The following is a 22,906-nucleotide window of genomic DNA, read 5'->3' as shown; positions in this document are numbered from 1 at the left end:
AGTGTCATGTTCATGTTAATTAAACAAGTACTTTCTACAGTAGATAAAAGATTCCCTTTACATAAGACATGGAAAAAAATGACTCCAACTACATTGGAGTCATTTATCGTTATGTTAATATAAGCGGAAAAGTCTGTAAATGCGGTAGAACGAAGATTTAGGGCAGGTTTTCTTTCATTAAAGCAAAGTAAATAATCATTCATCTGTGCTGCCCTTTACTTCAATGGAAAAACGGGACCCTATTGTATTTTGACGGTCAATTAAAATCTATCTGACATGATATCTTTACAGGCCATTATAACTTCACTAAGTGCTTGTTCATTAATTAAATATTGAGCAGGTTCGTCACCTACTTTAACTAAATAGAAATTATCATTATATGCATGGAAAGTTACTGTCGTTTCTCCTTTTTTAGTTGAATATCTTATCGTGGTTAGAGTATTGTCAGGCTTTTCTACAGGTTCTATAACCGCATCAAAACTTAGTCCTATTATCATTTGATAAAATTTTTTAAATTGATCAGTACCAATCACTTTACCGTTAACTGTTCCACTTTGTTCTTCTCCAGGAGTAGATTGTCCATTTACTAACCGTTGTTCATTATGATTAATTTTTACATTGAATTTCGACGATGAAGCTTCTATTGAAATTTGCTCACAATCATCAATATTAACTAACGCAATAAAGCGATCTATAACCTTTGTAGGCTCAAATGTAAGTAATGAATGGATACTGTCTCTATTAATCAAAAATATATAGTTCTTGTCAGCGAATTTAGCATAGATTTTATCGCCGCTAGCATCACCTAACATTAAATGATAATCATTTTTATCATCTTGAATTTTAAGCTCTAATGCAGGCACCGAAAGCCCATAACGTCCCAGATCTAACGGCTTCAGATCAACTATGGATAATACTTTTATCTTATTATTAGTTAGATTGAATGAACCTTCAGGCAATCCAAATGTAATTTTAGCGAAATCTTCCAAATATACATTTCTGTTAGGTGCAGGATACATCATAATTAAATGATTCGTTGGTACAAGTTGTGCTCCAGGTAACGATGTAGGGGGAGAATCTTTGTACTTTTTTGCTTTAACATCTAAGAAAAGCTTTCCTGATTTAAGTATTTCAATCGACTTTACATTTTTTAAATTAATATCAGGAATTTTTTTGTCAAACAACTCGTTTGCAGAAAATAATAAATTCTTTGCATCACTGCTATTCATTAAATAGATTCCTTTTTCATTGTTAATCTGAGCATAGTAATAGGCCTGGTCAGGAGTTGGCTTACCTATTTTTATTATATGATCTCTACCATTACTAAAAGTAACAATTACTTCAGCATTTGCAGGGTCTAACCCGAATTGTTTCAAATCCGTTGCATGTTCTTCAAGTAAATTGGATTTAGTTAAAATAGCACTTATAGCAACATTGTTTAACAAATTCTGGTCAACCGGAAAGTCTGGCTTTGTTTCCAATACCCAATCTATACGCTTGCTACCCGCAGTACCCATAGTAGGTACCAATTCAAACATACCCTCTGAGTTTACGATTTTGATTTTTTTTACATCGCTTACACTTCCATCAATCGAAAATGTAGTAGTTGATACGGTTGTTTCAGCTGCTTGAGTGCCATCTTTATTATTGTTTTCTTGAATTGAAAATTGAATAATTAACAAGATTCCCAAAACGAATAGGATCGCAATTAAAGAATAAGATTTTTTTTTCATTTAACTATTTCTCCTTCTACCCCAAACCACTAAACCAATAACGAATATGATCAAAGGAATTACAATTACGGTTACTACTGTTATGATAACCGCCTGTCCCCCACTTAATTGTAACTGCGTAGCTACATTAGGGGGTTTTGGAGGGATGTAGCTTCCACTATCTTTGCCTTGCGTCCAATTTATTGCATTTACTATGAAATTATAATTCGTTCCTCCTGATACTGAATTTGCTTCAGGTGATATTATCGTATCTGTACCTATAACTATCAATTTTGTTTCGAAATACGCTTTCGTATCTGTATAATCCGTAATCATAACTGCCAAATTAAATGGTCCTGACACATCGCCATTTGCTTTTTCAACACTTTGAGTTGAATTATTTTTAGCATATGACTTAACGGAACTAGTTAATAATGGATTAACTTTTAATGAATTTCTCTTCATATTATTTTGTTTAATATCAGTTACTACCGGCAGCAATACTTTGTATTGTTTATCTGCTAAACTTTTGGTAATCTCATTTGTTTCCATGTTAGGCAGTAATAGCGTAGGTTGATTCGGTAAAGAATTGGTTGTATTAGGTTCTATTACTACTTTATTATCTACAGACACTCCAAAAGCACTCAACACCGACATTAAATTAGGAAAACCGGAAGTCGTAAAATTAAGAGCAAAGAACGCTTTGCCACCATTTTGCAAATATGTTGTCACTTTATTTGCCATCTCTGGTGTCCAGTCTTTGGCAGGTGTTGTTACAAATAGTAAGTTTGCCTCTTTTGAAACATCTTCTAGTAACACATTTACATCTTTAATCTCATAATTGGCCAGTTTAATGGAATTAATGAATTGTTCCGGCAAAGCTAGTTCTCCATTACCTGTTATACTATAAATTACATGTGTTTTATCACTTGTAACATTCTCAATCGCATTCGTAATTTGCGGCTCAACATCGATTGACTGAACATATTCTCTGAGAGTCTGCTGGTCAAATCCTGTTGTAAACATTTGTCCAGCATCTATTAATTTGAACTTGTTAGTCTTTCCATTCACTACAACAACACTGTTAGCTGAAACAGATTGTGAGGGGTCAGATTTAAATTTCTCCACGAGCTGCGGATATAAATTTGGATCTATGACTTCAACCTTAATTTTACTGTTATATTTTGTATAATCGAGTATGATATCTTTAAAATTAGGATCCTCGCTTCCAGGCTTCGCCAAAACATAAATATGAATGGGTTCTTGTACTTGTTTGATAATATCTATTGAATATTTGGATATGGAATATGATTTGTACTTGCTAACATCATAGCTTAGATTTAAATTGGTGAATATTAGGTTAACAACGATCAACACTGCGATTACTACGATTGCCGTTAATGTTGAAAATGCTCCATATCTTAATTTTTTATTATTCAAGCTATGAATTAAATTGTTCATTATTACCTCCATCTTCTCTTTTCAATGCCATTTATAGTTAAATATACGAACGCAATACAAAAAGTAACGTTATAAATAATGTCAGACACATGTAAAACGCCACGTTGAAAATTAGTAAATCGGTTAAACACAGAAAACCATTGTAAAACATAGGAAATTGCACCATCAAATAGGGTTGGCTTTATAAAATATAAAGCCGCTTCAACTACTACGAATATAATGGTAATCATAACTGCCACAGCTTTATTATTAGTACTGTCGTACACGATGAAACCAAATACACCTATTAATGCTGTAATAAAAAATACTGAGCTCATTTTATCTGCTGGCAATGCTCTAGCCAAACTGTCCATGATAAAGAACAAAAATACGGTTGCAAAGGTTATAACCGCAGCTATGATTTGGTTTTCTGTTAATGACGATACAAACAATCCAACACTAATTAAGCTTAAACCAAACAATAAAAAACCCAAATAACTAACTATGATGAGCATCAAACTAATATCTGAAAATAGTAATAATATGATAGGAAAAATGAATGTAATTACCATACCTATACATAATACAATCGCAGCAGCTACAAATTTTCCTACAGCTATATTCGTTATTGAAATAGGCGATGTGTATAATAATTGGTCTGTTTTTAATTTAGCTTCTTCCGAAAATAACCTCATGGTCAATATTGGTATTAAAAATAAATAATAAACAGCAATTCCTGTTAATACACCCGAAAAATCTGCTGACTGTGTACTTATATTTCCAATTACAAAATAAACCGCTGAAAGTAATAATAAAAATGCTAAAAATATATATCCTGACATGGAAGTAAAATAAGTTCTTAATTCTTTCTTAATTATGCTTGTCATAAATGCTCCTTTCTCCTGTTACTTGTAAGAAAATTTCCTCTAAGGAAAGATTAAGTGGTTGCTGTGTTAATACGGGTAAATTTTTATTGGCCATAGCACTAAAAATTGATTCTCTTATATCCGTGTGATCGTCGCCCTCAAAAATAACATCTAGGGTATCGCTTTCTTTGCTGCCCACTATTTTTACATGCTTTATTAATGGAAAACTTGCAATCGCATTTTTAATTTCTGCTTCTGTCCCTTTAATACGAGACAACAATTTTGAGCCTTGTATCACGTTGTTTGACAGTCGATCAGGTGTATCGCTAGCAACAATTTTGCCTTTATTCATTATTAAAACTCTGTCACAAACTGCACTAACTTCTGAAAGGATGTGCGAGCTTAATAGGACTGTATATTTACTACCTAATTTTTTAATAACGTCGCGCATTTCAATAATTTGTTTAGGATCTAAACCTACTGTAGGCTCGTCCAAAATAATGATTTCAGGATTACCTATCATCGCTTGTGCTAAACCAACTCTTTGCTTATATCCTTTAGATAAATTTTTTATTAATCTGTTAGACACTTCCTTAATTCGTACAGTTTCTTTTATTTCTTCAATCATGGCCTTTTTTTGACTTGACTTGACTCTTTTTATATCAGCCACAAAGTTCAAATATTCATCCACTTTCATGTCGACATATAGCGGTGGTTGTTCAGGCAAATATCCAATTTTAGATTTTGCTTTTTCTGGCTCATCCAAAATATGATGTCCTGATATGATAACCGCCCCTTCTGTTGCAGCCATGTATCCTGTCATGATATTCATTGTAGTAGATTTACCTGCTCCATTTGGTCCAAGAAAGCCTACAATTTCTCCATCAGCTATTGTAAAACTTACATCATCAACCGCTACATGTTTTCCGTAATGTTTCGTTAAATTTCTTACTTCTATCATAAGTACCCCCTGTTTTTTTTTATAAAAGTAGAAAAAATAGACTAGTCATGATGACATAATCTATTTTTAATTGATGCTTTTTGGGGATATTAACCTTTTATTCCACCAATCATAACTCCTTTTACAAAGTATTTTTGGATAAATGGATATACAAGCAAAATAGGTAATGTTGTAATTAATACCATTGCCATTTGAATTTGATAGGCTGGAGGCATTGTACCCGTATCAACATTATTGTCGGCGGCTATCGTTGTACTTAAAATATTTTTCAACACTAGCTGTAAAGGCCATTTTGAATTTGTGTTTATAAAAATAGATCCACTAAACCAAGCATTCCAGTGTTCTACAGCATAGAACAATCCTATTGTGCTTATAGCTGCCATTGATAGCGGGAATATAATTCTGAAAATCATTTGCAGCTCTGATAAACCATCAATTCTGGAAGCATCAATAATTTCTTGTGGAATGGTTTCAAAGAAACTAATCATAACAATGACGTTAAATGTATTAATAAGTCCCGGAATAATTAGAACCCATACAGAATCTATTAAGTTTAAATTGATATAGAGAACATAAAGTTGCACAATACCTGCTGGAAAAAGCATGGTAAGTAATATGAAAAATTTAACAGGTTTTCTGTAAGGTAAATATTTTCTTGATAACGGATATGCGGTAATGACTGTGAAAACCAAATTTAACATTGTACCTACAACCGTTACAAACATAGTTACATTAAAACCCGTCAAGAGTTGACTGTAATTAGCTAGATATTTATATGCTGATATATTAAAACCGATAGGAAAAATAGTAACTGCACCTGTGTTAGCAGCAGCCGTAGAGCTAAAAGATATGGCAATAATATTAATAAATGGATATAAAATTGATATACTGAATAAAATTAATAGGAACCCATTAACGTAACTGAATATTTTCTCACCTGTTGTACGTCTTGTCATCTTAGCCTCCTACCATATGCCATGTTCTTTATCCACATATTTTACTATTTTGTTTACTGCAATAATTAAGATTAAACCTACAACTGATTTAAATATGGATATAGCCGTTGCAACACCGTAGTTAAAGTTATTTTGGATACCAATACGCAAAGCCAATGTGTCCAGAATATCCGCAACAGGATACACAGGTGGCGTATAGAACAAGTAAATTTGCTCAAACCCTGCGTTAAGAATACCGCCTAGATGCAATATCAACAGAACAATTATCGTTGGTATCATACAAGGAAGTGTTATATGCAGAGCTTGTTTAAATCTGGAACACCCATCTACAATGGCCGCTTCATACATTTCTGTATCTATTCCGGAAATGGCAGCAAGATAAATAATTGTGCCCCAGCCTAGGTTTTTCCAAACTTCAGTAATTACCATAATGCTTCTAAAATATTTGGGGTCTGCCAAAAATATAATTTTATCTTGATGAAGCATCTCAACTAAAACATAATTTATAATACCTTTAGAAGAAAGGATCCCTGTCAATATACCAGCAATGATTACCCATGATATAAAGTGAGGCAAGTAAGATATAGTTTGGACTATTTTTTTAAATTTACTGCCTATTATTTCATTTAATAATAATGCCAAAATAATGGGTCCGATTGTTCCAAAAAAAAGTTTATATACACTGATTATGAGCGTGTTTCTTAAAGCGTTAAAAAAGTTATTATCTTGAAACATAAAGCGAAAGTTATCTAAGCCAACCCATGGACTCCCGAATAGACCTTTTCCTATTTTGAAATCTTGAAAAGCCATTAAATAACCAACAATAGGCACATATTTAAAAACGATATAAAATAAGATCCCAGGCAATAAAAGCATATACAGTGGAAAGTGTTTCTTGATATTTTGTACAAACATCTTAGCATCTCCTTTTTACTACACGGAGTTGTATATCTATTAATCATAAAGTGCAAGGACAAGAGTAATTCCGAATCCTTGCACTTATACAATTAAAGTAACCCACTAGTTTGCCTTATTTACCCGATTTAGCATATCTGTCATTTATTTCTTGCGTCATGACATCGCCTTTTAACAATTTAAATTGTTTTTCCCACTCAGCCCAACCTGCTTCTAATTCCACTTTACCTGAAATAATTTGTGTAAATAGTTCAGTTGCTTTAGCTGTAATTTGTGTTAGTTGTGCATCTGTTGTAGGAGTTGAGAAGAAAACTAGTCTTGCTTGTGTTGATGCGCCTGTCTTAAGCATGTTATCAGCTGTTTCTGCCGGCCACAGGGATTTCCAGTACTCTCTTTGGTTCATGTAGCCCATGGTGTAAACGTCCCAAGCACCATCTTTTCTTAACCCTTTTAAGTCTTTAGATAATTTTGTTTCACTACCTGATTTTGTGTGATCTGTACCTTCAATACCAACTGTCAATAAATTGTCGCCAGCTGTGAAGTTAAAAATTCTTGCAACACCATCTAAAACATCGGCTTTTACCTTGGAATTCACAGCAAATATACTAGAGAAACCAATAGGCATTCCTTCTTTATTTTTTGAAACAACGTTACCATAAGATGCTACACTTTTTGCAACTCCTGGAGCCGGTGGTACATCTAAAACAACGATTTTAGCATCTGGTGTTTTTTCTTGAATAACAACTGCGTCTGCAGCAGTACCAGACGAAGTTCCTTGATAAACACCGACTCTGCTATTTTTTACAAGTTGAGCTTTACCATTGTTTGCTTGATAAGTTACAAATTCAGGGTCAACTATTTTGGCTGCAACTAGTTCTCTTGCAAAACCTATAGCTTTTTTGTATTCAGGAGTAATTTGTGACCAAATTAATTTGTTGTCAGCAGTTTTCATCCAATCTGCGTTAGGAACACCGAAAGGTGCTAATGCTGGTTCCCAACCAGTTACTTTATCAAATACAGCACCGTAAGTATCGCCAACCTTACCATTTTTGTCAGGGTCTTTCGTGGCAAATTGTTTTAATACTTCCTTATATTCATCAAATGTCTTTGGAGATTTTAAACCTAAATTATCCAACCAGTCTTGTCTAATAAATACAGCGCCATAACCAACATCTCTTGGTGTAGGCATGATATATACATTACCGTCTGCATTTACGAATTTGCTTTGCATTTCTTTGTCATAAAATTTTTGAACATTAGGCATTTTAGGTAATAGGTCTGATAATTTCTTTAACATACCGTTTGCGCCAAAGTTGTTCATCATACCAATTGTTGTAGTATCAGTACTACCATGAACGATATCAGGTGCTGTACCACTGTTAAATTGCAAGGTAATCTTTTGAACATAACCTTCTTCCGGCATTTCTTGAACTTTAATGACCGTGTTTGTTTTTTTCTGTAATTCTGTTAGTACTGGATTGTTTGTTCGGTCTCCATCTGCAAATACCCCTTTAAAACCGATATTGATTGTTGGTGCAGCAGATGTAGGAGTTGAAGCTGATGCAGGAGTTGAAGCTGATTCAGAAGATGCAGGTGAAGCTGTAGAATCTCCAGGACTTGAACATGAGGTCATCATAGCAACAGTTAACCCGAAAGTAGCAACTTTACTAACTAAATTGATATTCTTATTCATTGTGTTCCCTCCAATAATGTATTTGTTTGCGCTTACAAAAAATACATATATGTAAACGTTAATACATGAAATGCGTTAACGTTTACATGCCCAGCTACAAGAAACCATCCAACCAATCATAAGCCACTTTCCCTGAGATTTTATGACCGCCGTCGAACAGGTCTAGCTCTAACCGATCTCTCACCTCCAATAGGGAATATACCGTACTGAGCGCTTCGTAAGCTTTTAAAGTACCATTTTCAGGAAAAATGCGGTCACTTTTACCGGCTTCGATAAGTAAAGGACGCGGTGCGATCAGGCTGAGTACGTCCGGCATCTCCGCCGCTAAGGACAGGCCCGGCACATAATTGTCGATGCAATGGCGGACCGAGAAAAGGCTGTCCTGAAACGTGTTCGCGAACCCGCTGACGACAGCCGCTGAAATCCTCTCGTCAATGGCAGCCATATACGAGCAAACCAATCCGCCGCCTGAGATACCCATGCACCCGATCCGCTTCGCATCGACATCGTCACGGGTCAGCAAATAGTCCACACAACGCATCGTTTCAAACACACGGTAAGATGCCATCGTTTTTCCTACCGCCAATAAAAAACTGGAGATTCGGTGGCACGAGTTCGGATCATGTTGGTCTTCCGTCAATTTCCGGTCTCCAAATCCGAACAGCTCCGGCGCTGCAACGAGAAACCCTTTCTTCACCAGCTCGACGGCAAAATTGTTCTGGTAGCCGGCTTCTCCCGTTTTGTCGGACCCGTCGGGGTTCAGCCCTACGATATCCCTGCTGCCATATCCGTGACCATGCAAGGCAATAACAGCCCGCCGCTTCTGATTGACCTGCTTCGGGATAAGCACATACACCGGCATAAATAGCCGCTCAAATGTTTGAATTTGGATCCGTAGTCTCGTGTATCCCCCGCAATCCACCGATTCCAATAGTACCGGGGACAGCGCTGGAGACTGCTCTGGGAAACCTCCTAACAGCTTGACAAAATGCTCCCTAAAGTCGTTCCGCCATTGCTGCCAATTGGTCCACGACTGTCCTTTAAAGCTGTGGGAAGGTAGAATGCTGTCATATACATGCTTCAAATAATCGTCCGGATTCCACATGATTGTCACCCCTTTAGCTAAACTTACCCGAAAAAGACAAGCGCTACGTCAAGCTCGCCTCGCGGCTTCAGCGTTGTGGACAAGGTGGCCTGCAGCAGCGGCTTGCGATCGTATTGTAAGCTCTTCATTTCGATGTGACCGTCCGTAATCGTCATATAATGTGCTCGCTTGCATGGATCGTCAGTTCTTCGATACGAAACACTTCCCGGATTCAACCAGAGCTCGTGGTTGTCCAAGTAGTGGATGGCTCTCCGATGCGTGTGACCAAAAATCATTCGCTTCTGCTGCATGCTCCTGAGCGGCTCCTCGGTCTGCTTTTCCCATAAGCTGTAATACTGATGGAGACTTGCGATAGTGTCGTAATTGTTGTACATATGCTGCATGCTGTACCCAATCGAATCCATCGAAAACGTCAAGGAATACGGTAGTTTCTCCAAAAATTCGATTTCCGGTAAGCTAAGCTTCTGCGCATTGTCATGCGCCCAGGTTCGCTCCTCATCCGGGACATTCCACAATTGATCTTGATTGCGATATAAGGCAGCTACACGCTCATCATGGTTCCCTTTTACACATAAAGCTTTGTGCTCCTTGACCCACTGCAACACTTCCTTAGGATATGGCCCATAATCGACTAAATCACCAGCACAATAAATGACTTCGCTGTCTTTCTCTTGTTTCCATATGGCTTCTAAGGCATAAATATTAGCGTGGATATCGGAAATAATCAGCGCCTTCAATGACCGCCACCTCTCACCAAATGCACGATTCGAACGCAGCCTTCATAACCTGGCTTTGTTACATATTGCTTTAGTTCTCCGGATACACGTTCTTCGTGGTCGAAGTGCACATGCCCGCTGAAAATACCATGCAGCGATTTGGCGTCATTAGCCTTAATCAAATCATAAACCGCTTGTGTAGATGCATCTGTGTCACGCACTTCCCATTTCACCTTATTTTGTTCGCTCCAGCCTGGTGCCGCCATCAGAATGGGTGCTTGCCATTTCGCAATGCTTTTTTCCACCAATTCGGGAAGGTAGATTGGAATATGCATGAACAGCAGGCAAGGAACCGGTGAAGCCAGCAGTTCTTTGATTGCATTCAGCTGCTCGTCATCGATTTGGTAATTGCTGTTGTCTACCGCAATCAATCGCATGCCTGCAATGTCTTTCACCTGCACAGCGGGATGACCCTGCGAGAAAGGCATGAAGCTGGGGTAGAACTGAGAGCGTGTCTGTTCATTCCATGGCAGATGCGGAAAATGCCAATCATGATTTCCCATCGTATACAAATAAGGAGCCCGTAGGTTCTTTAGGCCGTCTGCCAGTGCCTCCAAATTGGCTGCACTTGGATAGTGTATAATATCGCCTGTGAAGACGACGGCATCCACATTGCGCTGATTAGCGAGTTGCACAATGTGATCCAGATACATTTTACGCGAAACTGGATAAGGTGAATCCTTCGGAAGATACTGATCGAACAAATCACGGTACTCATCCGCATATTGCAATGCTTCTGGATCGCGCTCATCCGCTTCGGTCAAATGAAGATCCGTCACATGGAGCACAGTAATCGATTGGTTCAACCCATTGGCGGCTACGACAGTTTCAATTGGATGCAGGATGTTATTCATCGATATGAAAGGACAATTCACAACCAGATTCGGTTTCATACTGATTTGTTACGGGATTGAATACTTGCAGATTCATCGTTTTTTTAAGGCCATTATAATTCACCACTCTGATGCGTCCCTCCCCTCCGTTTTCCTTGCTCTGCCAGTTTTGAAAAGATTGGATCACAGTGTTCCCGTGTATCCCTCGATCGGTCCGGTGACTTAGATTTCCATCCACATGATGACCAGAGAAAACCGCCGTAACGTTCTTATGATGGCGCAAAACCTTCTGCCACATATCTTCCCCGTCGTTGGCATCTGGTATCGCTGCATATATTTTAGGATTATGGTCATCGCCCGGCTTCGTTCGCTCTCCATGCATATACATGTAAGAATGCGTAATAATAATAGCCTTCCGTTCCTCATGCTGCTCTAACAGTTGTCCCGCCCATTCCATCACTTGATCTCTCGGACCAAATTCCAATATAAGGATGATGAAGGGGATTCCTTCTGCATCGAACAAAGCATACGTGTTCTCGGCCTTCCCTTCCTCGAACACACCGCCAAACCACGGCTTATGCTGAAACCGGTGAACGCCGACATACTTATTAAACATACTCAAGCTTCTGCTGGGATCGACAGGAAGACTGGCCAGCGAGGAGATACGCATATCGTAATCATGATTTCCCGGTGCGATGAGCAGTGGAAGATCGGCATCATAAATCAATTGCAATGCTTGAATTGCATTCTCATACTCATATTCATATTCTGCGCCTCGATCAACTAGATCGCCTAGATGCAAGACGAACTTGATGTTCAGCTCGTTCGCGCGGTCAACAATGCACCTGGTCATGGTACTGAAAACCTCCGGATACGACTTGGCTAATGATTGGGTATCCGGAATAATGATAAAGCTAAATTCTTCCTTCACTGCCATGAAGTTATGCACCTCCATCTCGATAAAGCGCCAGCAATTCATCCATCGAATCAACGATTATATTCGGCCTAGGGGAATTAAGAACACCGTCGGACAAAGTTTGGTTCATCCCTGCCCCGCGAATCCAGATGGTCCTCATCTTGGCTCGAATTCCGCCTTCAATATCCGTGTAAAGATTATCGCCCACCATGATGCATTGTTGTGATTCTACTCCGTAACGTAGCATCGCAAAATCGAAGATCGTCGCTGCCGGTTTACCTACGTATTCTAGAGGTTTGCCTATAATTGCTTCGATCGCAGCAACCAGTGCACCCGTTTCGGGTACTCTTCTCCCTCGCTGGCCGGGATGATAGTTATCCGGATTTACCGCCACTACTCGAGCCCCCGCAGCTTCAAACTCAGCAATCTGCTGTAACTTATCGTAAGTAAATTCCGTATCCCTTCCAATGACGATAACGTCCACAGGTTCTAATGCAGCAAAGTCAACAACACGATGACCCCATTGCTCGATCGAACGTACCAGACCTATTGATCCGGCGACCTTTACCGTTTGAATGCCATATCGCTCCTTAAGGTAAAAGCCGGAAACATCCGTTGCCGGAATTACCTCCTCTGGGTTAATCCTAAGCCCCATTTGCTGAATTTTTTCCGCAAGACCAACAGCCATGTCTCGGGAATTATTGGTGATAAACCCGACTCGTTTCCCATCATTTCGGAGCTGCTCCAGCAACTCCTTTGCACCGGAAGCTGGCTGATCTGTATGATATATACAACCATCAAGATCAAAAAAATATACCTCTGCCTTCCTGAGATGCATGAAATCCGTTTTCCGATCCATTGCCCATATCCTCTCTGCGAGATCATTCCTGTATGCCTCAGGTCTATTAAAGCTGCTACATTGGTAACTCTACTAAAGACAGAACAATCAAGTGGTTCTGTCCTTAGTAGTTTATGCCTCGTATGCTGTCTACAAGTCGATGCCTTCCGTAATCATATCGTGCGGCATGTGCCCCACATAGTTGACCATCCGCAGACTTACAGCCCCGTCATCTTCGACGTCGACCCTAGTAATGGCGGCATGTGAGAAGCTGAAGCGGTTATGATCGCACGGCTCACACCCCATTAGTTCGTTCAGAAAGACCGAACCGAATGCAGCGTGACACACAACGGCGATGCGGACGTCAGTACCTGTATATGTCCGCCGAATGGTGTCTATCGCCTGTCTGGCACGTCCATAGGTTTTCTCCCTAGTTTCGGCTTCTAACCTGGGCTGCCAAACGTCTGGACAATTGAATTGCTGACTTGGCTGAGCTCCCTGGAACAACTCTCCAAGCTGCGACAGCCTTGGATAATGCTCACTTTGGGATGCTCTTATAGCAGCCTTTTCTGCGGCGTGAGCCTCATATTTCCCTTCGATCTCCAATTGACGAATCGCCGGCCAGCCTCTTCGGTCCGTTTCACAAAGGATAGACCATACGTGCCAAGGCACGTTCATCCTGCGGTAAATTGCGTCCGCCGTTTGCATCGCCCGCTGCAACGAACTAGAATAAATTGCATCCAAACGTCCCCAGCTTGCAAATTGTTCCCCTACACATGCCGCTTGCGCTTGTCCGCGAACGCCAAGCGGAGAATTGGGATGACCGGGGTAGCCCGGTTCCTGATCCGCTGGTTGAGCATGTCTGACGACATAGATTCTGATTGTCATTTGTAAAGCACACCTCCTATGTGATACGGCTTGATCCGTGTCCTATAATTGACTTCGGTACTCAGTAGCGACTTCCCTTAGCTGCTCTATTTCTCGTTTCATGGCAACGGTTAATCTATTCGTGTTTGATCGTGTTGTTAAGCCAATAGGCAAGCCTTCCAATTGTAAATGATACTTGGCGTTAACTGGATATAACTGACGTTCCAGGGCTGAGGCAAGGCCGAGGAAAGCTTGCAAGCGCCTTGCAGCTGCCGGATTATCTACGCTCAGCTCCAACAATCTCACATATAAATCTGGGTGAAAGTTGGCCATCACACCGCTGAACCCAGCAGCCCCGAGCTGAAGTGATTCAAGTGTGGTTGCAGCATTGGCATTAAATAACTTCAGCCTGCTTTTATCAACAGCTTGTAATTTCGCCTTGATTTGGTCGGGGTCACAGCTTGTATCCTTCAGGAATAGGAACCTTTCTGTATCTGCACACCACTTCAACAGCTCTGGCGATATGAGTCGTTTATATGGAGAAGGACATTCATAGATCCCAAATGCAATATCTGGGATTTGGGACAGGATAGTCTCCGAATTCCGCTTCCACACTTCTTCAGACTCACTCGCTTGCGCAAGCCGATTGCTGACCATGACGAATGCATCGATTCCGACCTCTGAGATCCGTTTGATTTCCTCAATTTGATCCTGGGTCGTTTCCGATGTATGCCCGGACGCGATAACTTGAACGCGTCCTGCTGCGGTTTCCGTTACAAATTGAGCCAGCTGCACCCTTTCCTTCAATGAAAGATAAAACATCTCACTCGATTGGCAAACTGCGAACAAACCGTGAACCCCTTTAGCAATATACCACTCAATCAAATACTCCAAAGCGTGAAAATCAATCTCTTTATTTTCTTTAAAAGGTGTCACCATTGTTGGCCAAACGCCATTATTAATTGTAGTGTTCATTCGCTCTCGCTCCATTTCAAGATGTACACTTGTCCAATTCCAAGTTATTTACCGCCAGTTTTATTGTATTCTGCGGTATATTCCTCAATAATTTTGTCGCCGCCGTTTTTACGCCACAGCTCAACCGCAGCACGCAACTCGGTCTCGCCGATTTTGCCCATAATAAATTGGATCTGACTATCATTGATGCCTTTCATTAGCTGCGCACCTTTTTCTACGTCAGTTTGAGAAATAAACGAACCTGCCGCAGAACTAATCATCACATTCGGATTAGCATCGTTTTCTTTAAACATCTTCTGGTATTTTTCGACTGCAGGCGCAAGGGTGCCCTTCATCGATAAAGAGCCGTCATCAATTCTCATCTGCATCATTGGCGTGTAGGCATCCGTATATAATTTTTCGTCGAGACGCGCTGGCTTGCCGTTATCCACTTTGTAGTGGATTCCCTCAACTCCCCAATCAAACAAGTCCTGCATTTTTTTGTCCATCAGCTTATCATAAACCGATAAAATCTGCTTTAACTGTGCTTCTGTCTTTATGTTAGTCTTCGGGAAAGTGAAAATTCCGTTAAAGCCAAGGTCTGACTGTATTTTCCGTCCCTTTGGACCCTCCACGGTATCGATCACATCGAGCTTGGCCTGCGGGTTCGCCTTCACGAGATCGCCGAAACGAGTCGCAACATCATCGATTTTCCCAAAATATACCCCTGCTTTACCCTGGTTGAACAAATCGGAACTTGCCTTCACCACAGGAAAATCCTGATTGACTACTTTCTCATCAAAAAACTGCTTATAGAGCTTGATTGAAGTCATAAACTCATCTGTCATAAATTCAGGAATGACTTTACCATCTTTCAGTCCCCATCCGGACGGCCCTCCATTCCAAACGACAAACGTTCCTAGTCCGCTTGGGCCGCCTGCCATGCTGATCCCAATTGTATCTTTTTTACCATTGCGGTCAGGATCATCATTTGCGAAAGCGCGGATTACCTTGACCATGTCATCAATTGTTTTAGGTTCCTTTAGCCCCAATGTGTCTAGCCAGTCCTTCCGATATACAAGACCGTTACGCGTAAGCGGACGTGAGCGAGGGAGCGCATAAACTTTGCCATCGATGGACAAATTTTTCAATGCTGTCTGGTTAAGCTTGCTCAAATTCGGATAATCCTTTAAGTAAGGACCGATTTCCCAGAACATGCCTGATCGAGTCGCATTCACTAATGCAGTAGACTTGCTATCCCTAGCCAGCAATACTTGCGGAAGATCGCCTCCAGCCATCGTCGCAGCAAATTTGTTGTCATAAGCAGTGGATGGGACCCAGGTAATCTCGAATTGCGCATTTACATACTTTTGAATTTCTTGGTAGATCGGATTATCTTTGCTTGGCGGCTCCGTTGTGTAATAGATATTCATCATGTTGATTTTTAAGGGTTCCGACTTGGCCGTTGCTTTCGGAGTATTCGCCACACTTTTTGTTTCACTCCCCGTGCTGCCGCAACCTGCTAAAATACTGGTTGTGCTCACGATGCAGGATAGGACTACTGTCATTTTCAAGTGATTCAATTTCTTCATGGTTAATCTACCTCCAGTTATTTTTTGTTTAACCTTTAATCGAGCCTAGCATAACGCCCTTTGCAAAATGTTTTTGCAAGAACGGATACACACATAAAATAGGAAGTGTAGATACAATAATGGTTGCCATCTTGATGGTCTGTGCAACAGGGATATAGGTTTCACTAACTGCTTGTGCGTCGCCGATTCCCCCTTCAGACAGGATGACAATTTGCCGCAGAAGCACTTGAATCGGCCATTTGGTGTAATCGTTAATGTACAGAATGGCGCTGAAAAAAGAATTCCAATGTCCCACCGAATAAAATAAGGCAAAGGTAGCCATGACAGGCATTGAAAGCGGAAGTACTATTCGAAAAAATATTCCCAAATCATTACAGCCATCAATCTTAGCAGACTCCTCCAGCCCGACAGGCAGCTGTTGAAAAAAGCTTCTCATTACGATCAAATTGAAGGGATTGATTGCACCTACAAGAATGATTGACCAGTACGAATTTAAGAGACCCAGCTGCTTTACAACAAGAAACGTCGGAATCATCCCACCGCTGAACAACATCGTAAAGAGCACCATCATGACAATTACTTTTCTGCCATCCAAGTCTTTACGGGCTAATGGATAAGCCATGAGCGAAGTCAGAAGCAGGTTAACGAAAGTACCTGCTATGGTAATCCAGCTTGTAACTAATAAGCTCCTAGTCAATGTCGGTGTGGAAAAGATGTAGCGGTAGGCGTCAAATGAGAACTTGGTCGGAAAAAGCGTGAAGCGATGCTGCAGCACTTCCTCCGGCGCAGTGAATGATGCGGCTAGTACATAGATAAAAGGGACGACAGTAACGATAGAAAAAAGTAAGAGAAAGCTGTAGTTGAACCAATTGAAGCATCGGTTTAAGAATGATTTGTCTTGCATTGGAGTCATTCCTTTCTTGATGTCGACTCAAGGCGTGCTCTGGCCTCTAATAGATGCCTTCTTCGCCAAATTTCTTTGCCAAACGATTAGAGCCTATGACCAATATCAATCCTATAACGGATTTAAATAAACCAACGGCCGTGCTGTAGCTATATAAAGCGTTTTCAATTCCTGTGGTATAAACATAGGTGTCGAACACTTCTCCTACCTGGCGGTTCATCGCATTGAGCATCAGCCATATTTGCTCGAATCCGCTATCTAAGAACGATCCGAGCCTAAGGATCAGCAGAATGATAATCGTTCCGCGAATTGAAGGGAGGGTAATATGCCACATTTGCCGCCACCGGTTCGCCCCATCAATTCGGGCCGCTTCATACAAGTCCATGTCGACTCCAGCCAGCGCGGCAAGAAAGATGATAGTCCCCCAACCTGTCTCTTTCCAGATGACTTCCGCTGTAATCATTGGTCGAAACCATTCGGCGCTTACGAGAAAGGGTGCCTTTTCAATTCCCAAGGCCGCAAAGGCTTCGTTGACAAGTCCGCCTTCGGTCGTAAAGAAGATATAGACGATCCCGACGACAACGACCCACGATACGAAATGCGGTACATAGGTAAGCGTTTGCACAATTCGTTTATAAACGGCCGATCTCACTTCGTTTAACAAGAGCGCGATAATAATTGGCAGCGGAAAGAAAAAGACTAAATTATAAAAAGCCAGCACAATGGTATTGACGAATAATGTAGTGAAGGAGGGCTCGCTAAAGAACCGTTCAAAATGCTTTAAGCCTACCCACTTGCTCCCTGTCACGCCGAGAAATGGTTGGTAATCCATAAATGCGATGGAGATCCCCCACATCGGCCAATACTTGAAGAGAATGAAGTACAATAAGCCGGGTGATAGCATCAAGTATAACCACCGGTTTCGTACCATCCTTCCTCCCAATTTGGATCCATTTAAAATCAAGCACAGTCCCCCCTAGAATCCGCAACACAGCATATGTCTGATGTTCGGTGATTGTTGTTGCACATTCATCGTAGCGGGGAATGCGATAACACTCTACAATCATTTAGGGGGTGTTCAGAAAAAACGGATAAATGAAGCATTTCATCCGGGTAAATAATCAGAATAGACTATCGTTTATTCTCATGATTATCCGGATTGGCAATATTGCCACGGCGGAAAATAGCAAAAAAAACAGCCTGCCTTCATCGGCAGGTCTGCAGTATCACGAAATCATTTCATCGATTCAGCTAATTGACATGTGCCCTTGCTAATCGTTTCCTTGAACTTTCAACAGTTGCAGCAGTACCTGAAAATTCCATCCCTATAACAAAAGAGAGGGCTTTGATCTGGTCTACTGCAGCTATGTATTTATCCTGACTATGAACCTTTAATTGGAAGCAAAGTTGAACAGTTGGCTGCCTGTCATTCTTCTCGATCCCCCCAGATACCTCGAGGTCCTTTTCTATTTTAATATTGTCAATTTGAATCCCCTGCTCGCCAAAGGTAGAAGCGATTTTACCAAGTACTCCAGGAAAATCAATTGCTCTTAACTTTATTTCATGATTTCTGCGATGTCTCATTAGATGCTTCTCCCACTTGTTGAGCAGCAATAGACTGACCAAAACCATCATTGTACACAATACAGCCGGATATAAGAAACCCGCGCCCACACATAAGCCAATTGCAGCAACGACCCAAACAGAGGCTGCCGTTGTCAAACCGCTGATCGCTGAGCCATTACGAAGGATAGCTCCGGCACCAAGAAACCCAATACCGCTTATGACCTGTGCCGCTAAACGTGCTGGATCAATTCGGACATTCGGCTCATTCACATATTCGGAGAAGCCATATATGGAAAGCAGCATAATCATGGCAGAACCAAGGCATACGAGAATGTGCGTGCGAAATCCAGCGGCGTGGTTATGCCACTCCCGTTCTAAGCCTACTAATCCACCAAGAACTGCGGCTAGAACCATCCGTAACAGTAACTCTCCGTGTGAAATACTCCATATGCTAGAGACATCATCCATTGCTTTACACTTCCTTGTCTAGTAGTCTTGTACTTGTGCCAACCCTCTTAAACAATACGTAAGCGTTTACATTCGTGGCTTATGAAGTGCGATTAATTAAGTCCGCTACTCGTACCATGGCATAATCTAGTGTCCCTCGTACTGTAGACGTGTAGGCGATGTATTCATCATCAAGCACAAATTGTGGATGGGGGTGGGCATGGAAGAACCCGCGCCTTGTGACTTCCGGAGGATTAGGCATGCCGCTCGCAATGGCAATTTCCTTTTTGGTTACGGTGTTATAGAACGCAACCAAAGATAGTGCTGGACCGTTATTCCACTGATACGTGCCTATATCGCCGACTAGATATCGATCATCTCTCGAGGCATGCGAATGGCAGGTGCCATGCGGCCAAACATTTGTCTGCTCACCAGTACGTAAGTCGAAATACTCCGTACCATAATCATAATCCACGTACCAAATGCCGTTACCGTCCTTCGCCCACCATTCATGGGTATGCATATGCATATTGCGGCCTGAACCATCTGGATAAAGTGGCTTTGCTTCTTCTCCCCGACGAATGAGCCAGATACGGTTTTGGTAACCGAAATGCTCACCCGTCTTAATATCGTTCCAATGATCTTGACACAACATCATTAGATCAGTATCAGTTGGACTAAACTGGGCGTGCTTATAACAAGCCTTGAACGATTGCCACTCATCTAGCTTGCCTGTTTCAATCTCCATCGTGCACAAACGCCAGTTATCTCCGGCGATTAAATCCAAATTCAAGCTCTTTCCATCAGCCGAACGTGTCAAGTGTGTGGTAATACGCCGAATCTCGCTGCCAAACGTTGATTTCGGGAAATAACCGAGTAGCTGTGGAATGTCATTAGCCTCTGGTCCCCGTCTGTACACATTAGCATCAATTGCCCAATACACGACCCCAGTATCCGGATCAATCCATGGCGCTTCTGACACAAAGCGTGTCTCTGGATAAATCCGAACTTCTTGCTTCTGCATGTCCACAATGCCCATACACTGACCCGGCGATGGCGGATATGATGCATAAAACCACATGTATCGCCCGTCATTGGTCATATTCGAGTTCGTAAAGTAAAATGCTTGTTGAAAAGGAGCATGACGGTCTTTTAATAAATAACTGGTAACGCCAGATTCTGGGTCTACCCACGGTACAAACAGATCAGATTGCTCTGGTTTGCAGTACAAGTTTCTGCTCACTTGTCCATCCCTGCCTTTAGCCTTGTATATTTTGTTTACTCATTTTCCCGATACTCGTTGCGATATTGCCCAGGCGTTTTCCCTTCCAGCTTACGGAAAAATCGAATAAAATTTTGTGCATTTGTATATCTTAACTTTTCAGCAATTTCGTTGATTTTCAAGTCTGTTTCGCGCAGCCATTGCTTCGCCATATCCATCCGATACTGACCCACATAATCGCTGAAATTGGTGCCTGTTTCTTTACGAAACACCTTCTTGATATAATCAGGGTGGTAGCTCAGTCGGTCTGCACACGATTCTAATGTAATGTCAGTATCGAACTCTTCATGAATCATTTGTCGCATGCGGTCAGAGATCGTTTTGTAATGATCCTTCGCTCGGCTCTCCATGTAATGTGTCACTGGCAATACAACAACCTCGCGGAACCACGCCTCCACTTCTTGAGCCGTCTTCATCTCGACTTTCTCTTCAAACAAGCTGCGCTGAGTGGCATGGAGTCTCTCATACAATTCAGAATCGACTTCTACTTCCTTCATAAAATTGATAATGAAACGAACAAGCGCCATTTGCACTTCCCGCTGTGATAGCGTATCACTGAACAGTTCTGCCATACAGCGCTTCACACATTCCTCTACGATCGAATACTCAGCAAGCTTGACTGCATCCAGCAGCTTTTTACTAAGTTCTTCAGGAAAAAAGTCGCGAGTCATCCTGCTTGGCTGCACCTCATCGATAAACAAAATTGAGCCTTCACCTAGCGTAATGCGATACTTTAGCGCGGCTTCTGCTTCATTAAGCGCATGAGGAGCTTCTTTGAGAAAACGGTGCGGCCGGCTAATGCCGATGCTGACCTTGATTTTCATATATTGCATGATTGTATGTTGAATCTTATTCGTCAGTTCAGCAATCATACGCTTAAACTGGTCCTCATCCATTGAATCGTTGCCTACCACTGTCACTTGCGAACGATTGTAGAGAATGGGCTGTAAGCCATTGTTCTGAGAAACGAGCTCTGTCACAATGTTATTGATTGCGAACATCAACAGATCCGTGTCGGACTCCTGAAAGCGGGTGTTCTCCAACTGATCCAATTGTAAGGAAAGTACGGTAAAAGAAGACCAATGGGCATAACCAAATCCGGCTAATTTTTGTTCAATATCATTGGCATCAATGTCACCCTGCAGCAATTTGAATACAAATAACTCCTTCAACTGAGGCAATTGCACCTGAAGCTCGCTTTTCATACTTGATTCACTCTCAGCTAAACTACCAAAAAATTCCAAAATTTGATCAAACTCATCACTGCTTTTCGTTCTCGCACCCGTCTTCGAATCAACTAATTGGTACAATTTACGCACGGGGGAGTACATCGTTTTCGAGCCGTACCATGAAAGCAATGAAATTAATAACGTAATCATAAGCACTGTTAAGAATGTGAACCAGCGGATTGCTTTCGCATCCTTCGTCATGTCGCTTATTGCATTATCCGATATATAAATCCAGCCATTATAAGACGACTTTCGGAATGTGATACTATGTTTGTCGTCTTCAAGACTGACTGTAAATGTGCCCTCTGAAAGTGATGAGGATTCCGATAAAAGCTTATCATGGAACACGCCTGATACCTTCGTGCCAAGCAACTCTGTCCGCGAATGAGCCAATATCGTAAAATCTCCATCCAAAATCATCATGTTGCCGATACGTTCCCCGTTGGTTATGAGCTGGTTCAGCTCAAAGCTAGGAATTTGTATCTTCAGTAATCCGACAGCTTTGGGCATGTTGATTGGCATATGCTTGACCAAACTGACATCATAGGCTGAATGATTGGGTGAATTCCTCATCTTGATCCATTCGGAGGCAGATGAGAGCCCCTCATATTGTTCCAATTGAGCGTCATCAACCACTTCTTTCAGATCATACAGCCCACGATTTTCAATCACCCACTGCTTCTTCAGGTTTATCAATTGTACTTCTTGTGCATTTATTCCCGGGACTTGCAGATCGACAATACTCTTTTGCAGCATTTGAAACAAATCAAAGCGAAAAGTAGCTTTCTCCTGTTGGAGTGCGTCATAAGCAAGGTTAGAAATAATGAACGACGTCATCTTCTGGTCAGCCGATTGAAGCACATATTCTACTTTCAGTTGACTTTGCAGCAACAACTGCCTGGTGCTTTCCTCAACCTTTGATTGAATAGCAGACGATGACTTCCAATAAGAGGAAATGCCTAAGATGATAACTGGAAATGTTCCCAAGAGAATGCTGTATAACAGCAATCTTCTCAAATACGACGGTTTCTTTATCATCATGGGCAAAATCTTC

At 41.2% G+C, this 22,906-nt stretch carries 20 protein-coding genes; all 20 read right to left on the bottom strand.

Features of this window, described 5'->3' with window-relative positions; translation table 11 throughout:
- Positions 1 to 260 precede the first annotated feature (260 nt).
- The 20 genes from AC58QG_RS14975 to AC58QG_RS14880 all read right to left on the bottom strand — a co-directional run bounded on the left by AC58QG_RS14975 (position 261) and on the right by AC58QG_RS14880 (position 22,893).
- Entirely contained in the window at positions 261 to 1,733 is a 1,473-nt protein-coding gene (locus tag AC58QG_RS14975) for a DUF4340 domain-containing protein (protein ID WP_497362925.1), read from the bottom strand.
- The gene (locus AC58QG_RS14970; protein WP_497362924.1) at positions 1,734 to 3,173 is read right to left on the bottom strand and encodes a DUF7088 domain-containing protein; all 1,440 of its coding nucleotides are present in this window, start codon (positions 3,171 to 3,173) and stop codon (positions 1,734 to 1,736) included.
- 2 nt (positions 3,174 to 3,175) lie between these two features.
- Entirely contained in the window at positions 3,176 to 4,039 is an 864-nt protein-coding gene (locus AC58QG_RS14965; RefSeq protein WP_497362923.1) for an ABC transporter permease, read from the bottom strand.
- Complete coding sequence (locus AC58QG_RS14960; protein ID WP_497362922.1) at positions 4,023 to 4,979, bottom strand: ABC transporter ATP-binding protein; 957 nt, start codon at positions 4,977 to 4,979, stop codon at positions 4,023 to 4,025. Before AC58QG_RS14960 ends, AC58QG_RS14965 begins: the two co-directional genes overlap by 17 nt.
- 89 nt (positions 4,980 to 5,068) lie before the next feature.
- Positions 5,069 to 5,935, bottom strand: coding sequence for a carbohydrate ABC transporter permease (locus AC58QG_RS14955; protein ID WP_497362921.1), 867 nt, complete (start codon positions 5,933 to 5,935; stop codon positions 5,069 to 5,071).
- A gap of 9 nt (positions 5,936 to 5,944) precedes the next feature.
- Positions 5,945 to 6,850 carry an ABC transporter permease gene (locus AC58QG_RS14950; RefSeq protein WP_497362920.1) on the bottom strand — a complete coding sequence of 302 codons (906 nt, stop codon included), beginning with the start codon at positions 6,848 to 6,850 and terminating at the stop codon, positions 5,945 to 5,947.
- A gap of 115 nt (positions 6,851 to 6,965) precedes the next feature.
- Positions 6,966 to 8,543, bottom strand: coding sequence for an extracellular solute-binding protein (locus AC58QG_RS14945; protein ID WP_497362919.1), 1,578 nt, complete (start codon positions 8,541 to 8,543; stop codon positions 6,966 to 6,968).
- 94 nt (positions 8,544 to 8,637) lie between these two features.
- A complete protein-coding gene (locus tag AC58QG_RS14940; RefSeq protein ID WP_497362918.1) occupies positions 8,638 to 9,648 on the bottom strand; it encodes an alpha/beta hydrolase family protein in 1,011 nt (336 codons plus the stop codon).
- 23 nt (positions 9,649 to 9,671) lie between these two features.
- Positions 9,672 to 10,385 carry a metallophosphoesterase family protein gene (locus AC58QG_RS14935; protein ID WP_497362917.1) on the bottom strand — a complete coding sequence of 238 codons (714 nt, stop codon included), beginning with the start codon at positions 10,383 to 10,385 and terminating at the stop codon, positions 9,672 to 9,674.
- Positions 10,382 to 11,278: a metallophosphoesterase family protein gene (locus tag AC58QG_RS14930; RefSeq protein WP_497362916.1), complete on the bottom strand. Its 897-nt coding sequence runs from the start codon at positions 11,276 to 11,278 to the stop codon at positions 10,382 to 10,384. The genes AC58QG_RS14935 and AC58QG_RS14930 overlap by 4 nt, the downstream gene beginning before the upstream one ends.
- The gene (locus tag AC58QG_RS14925) at positions 11,271 to 12,194 is read right to left on the bottom strand and encodes a metallophosphoesterase (protein ID WP_497362915.1); all 924 of its coding nucleotides are present in this window, start codon (positions 12,192 to 12,194) and stop codon (positions 11,271 to 11,273) included. Before AC58QG_RS14925 ends, AC58QG_RS14930 begins: the two co-directional genes overlap by 8 nt.
- Positions 12,195 to 12,198: 4 nt before the next feature.
- Positions 12,199 to 13,032 (bottom strand): HAD-IIA family hydrolase, encoded by an 834-nt coding sequence (locus AC58QG_RS14920; RefSeq protein WP_497362914.1) that lies wholly within the window; start codon positions 13,030 to 13,032, stop codon positions 12,199 to 12,201.
- Positions 13,033 to 13,161: 129 nt separating this feature from the next.
- Positions 13,162 to 13,899 (bottom strand): histidine phosphatase family protein, encoded by a 738-nt coding sequence (locus AC58QG_RS14915; protein ID WP_497362913.1) that lies wholly within the window; start codon positions 13,897 to 13,899, stop codon positions 13,162 to 13,164.
- Positions 13,900 to 13,941: 42 nt separating this feature from the next.
- Entirely contained in the window at positions 13,942 to 14,853 is a 912-nt protein-coding gene (locus AC58QG_RS14910) for a dihydrodipicolinate synthase family protein (RefSeq protein WP_497362912.1), read from the bottom strand.
- A gap of 44 nt (positions 14,854 to 14,897) precedes the next feature.
- On the bottom strand, positions 14,898 to 16,424 hold the full coding sequence (locus tag AC58QG_RS14905; RefSeq protein WP_497362911.1) for an extracellular solute-binding protein: 1,527 nt from the start codon (positions 16,422 to 16,424) through the stop codon (positions 14,898 to 14,900).
- A 28-nt stretch (positions 16,425 to 16,452) separates the two neighbouring features.
- The gene (locus AC58QG_RS14900) at positions 16,453 to 17,328 is read right to left on the bottom strand and encodes a carbohydrate ABC transporter permease (RefSeq protein WP_497362910.1); all 876 of its coding nucleotides are present in this window, start codon (positions 17,326 to 17,328) and stop codon (positions 16,453 to 16,455) included.
- 46 nt (positions 17,329 to 17,374) lie between these two features.
- Entirely contained in the window at positions 17,375 to 18,259 is an 885-nt protein-coding gene (locus tag AC58QG_RS14895; RefSeq protein WP_497362909.1) for an ABC transporter permease, read from the bottom strand.
- A 320-nt stretch (positions 18,260 to 18,579) separates the two neighbouring features.
- The gene (locus AC58QG_RS14890) at positions 18,580 to 19,362 is read right to left on the bottom strand and encodes an MgtC/SapB family protein (RefSeq protein WP_497362908.1); all 783 of its coding nucleotides are present in this window, start codon (positions 19,360 to 19,362) and stop codon (positions 18,580 to 18,582) included.
- Positions 19,363 to 19,441: 79 nt separating this feature from the next.
- Complete coding sequence (locus AC58QG_RS14885; RefSeq protein WP_497362907.1) at positions 19,442 to 20,584, bottom strand: hypothetical protein; 1,143 nt, start codon at positions 20,582 to 20,584, stop codon at positions 19,442 to 19,444.
- A 35-nt stretch (positions 20,585 to 20,619) separates the two neighbouring features.
- A complete protein-coding gene (locus AC58QG_RS14880) occupies positions 20,620 to 22,893 on the bottom strand; it encodes an AraC family transcriptional regulator (protein ID WP_497362906.1) in 2,274 nt (757 codons plus the stop codon).
- Positions 22,894 to 22,906 lie beyond the last annotated feature (13 nt).

The sequence above is a fragment of the Paenibacillus sp. J22P169 genome, from assembly GCF_059691995.1.
Note: the sequence above shows the minus strand (reverse complement) of the source record. Positions and strands in the feature narration are given on the sequence as shown.

Coding starts and splice junctions, on each gene's coding strand:
- AC58QG_RS14975 (WP_497362925.1), bottom strand. CDS start 1,733: ATGAAAAAAAAATCTTATTCTTTAATTGCGATCCTATTCGTTTTGGGA.
- AC58QG_RS14970 (WP_497362924.1), bottom strand. CDS start 3,173: ATGAACAATTTAATTCATAGCTTGAATAATAAAAAATTAAGATATGGA.
- AC58QG_RS14965 (WP_497362923.1), bottom strand. CDS start 4,039: ATGACAAGCATAATTAAGAAAGAATTAAGAACTTATTTTACTTCCATG.
- AC58QG_RS14960 (WP_497362922.1), bottom strand. CDS start 4,979: ATGATAGAAGTAAGAAATTTAACGAAACATTACGGAAAACATGTAGCG.
- AC58QG_RS14955 (WP_497362921.1), bottom strand. CDS start 5,935: ATGACAAGACGTACAACAGGTGAGAAAATATTCAGTTACGTTAATGGG.
- AC58QG_RS14950 (WP_497362920.1), bottom strand. CDS start 6,850: ATGTTTGTACAAAATATCAAGAAACACTTTCCACTGTATATGCTTTTA.
- AC58QG_RS14945 (WP_497362919.1), bottom strand. CDS start 8,543: ATGAATAAGAATATCAATTTAGTTAGTAAAGTTGCTACTTTCGGGTTA.
- AC58QG_RS14940 (WP_497362918.1), bottom strand. CDS start 9,648: ATGTGGAATCCGGACGATTATTTGAAGCATGTATATGACAGCATTCTA.
- AC58QG_RS14930 (WP_497362916.1), bottom strand. CDS start 11,278: ATGAATAACATCCTGCATCCAATTGAAACTGTCGTAGCCGCCAATGGG.
- AC58QG_RS14925 (WP_497362915.1), bottom strand. CDS start 12,194: ATGGCAGTGAAGGAAGAATTTAGCTTTATCATTATTCCGGATACCCAA.
- AC58QG_RS14920 (WP_497362914.1), bottom strand. CDS start 13,032: ATGGATCGGAAAACGGATTTCATGCATCTCAGGAAGGCAGAGGTATAT.
- AC58QG_RS14915 (WP_497362913.1), bottom strand. CDS start 13,899: ATGACAATCAGAATCTATGTCGTCAGACATGCTCAACCAGCGGATCAG.
- AC58QG_RS14910 (WP_497362912.1), bottom strand. CDS start 14,853: ATGAACACTACAATTAATAATGGCGTTTGGCCAACAATGGTGACACCT.
- AC58QG_RS14905 (WP_497362911.1), bottom strand. CDS start 16,424: ATGAAGAAATTGAATCACTTGAAAATGACAGTAGTCCTATCCTGCATC.
- AC58QG_RS14900 (WP_497362910.1), bottom strand. CDS start 17,328: ATGCAAGACAAATCATTCTTAAACCGATGCTTCAATTGGTTCAACTAC.
- AC58QG_RS14895 (WP_497362909.1), bottom strand. CDS start 18,259: ATGGTACGAAACCGGTGGTTATACTTGATGCTATCACCCGGCTTATTG.
- AC58QG_RS14890 (WP_497362908.1), bottom strand. CDS start 19,362: ATGGATGATGTCTCTAGCATATGGAGTATTTCACACGGAGAGTTACTG.
- AC58QG_RS14880 (WP_497362906.1), bottom strand. CDS start 22,893: ATGATGATAAAGAAACCGTCGTATTTGAGAAGATTGCTGTTATACAGC.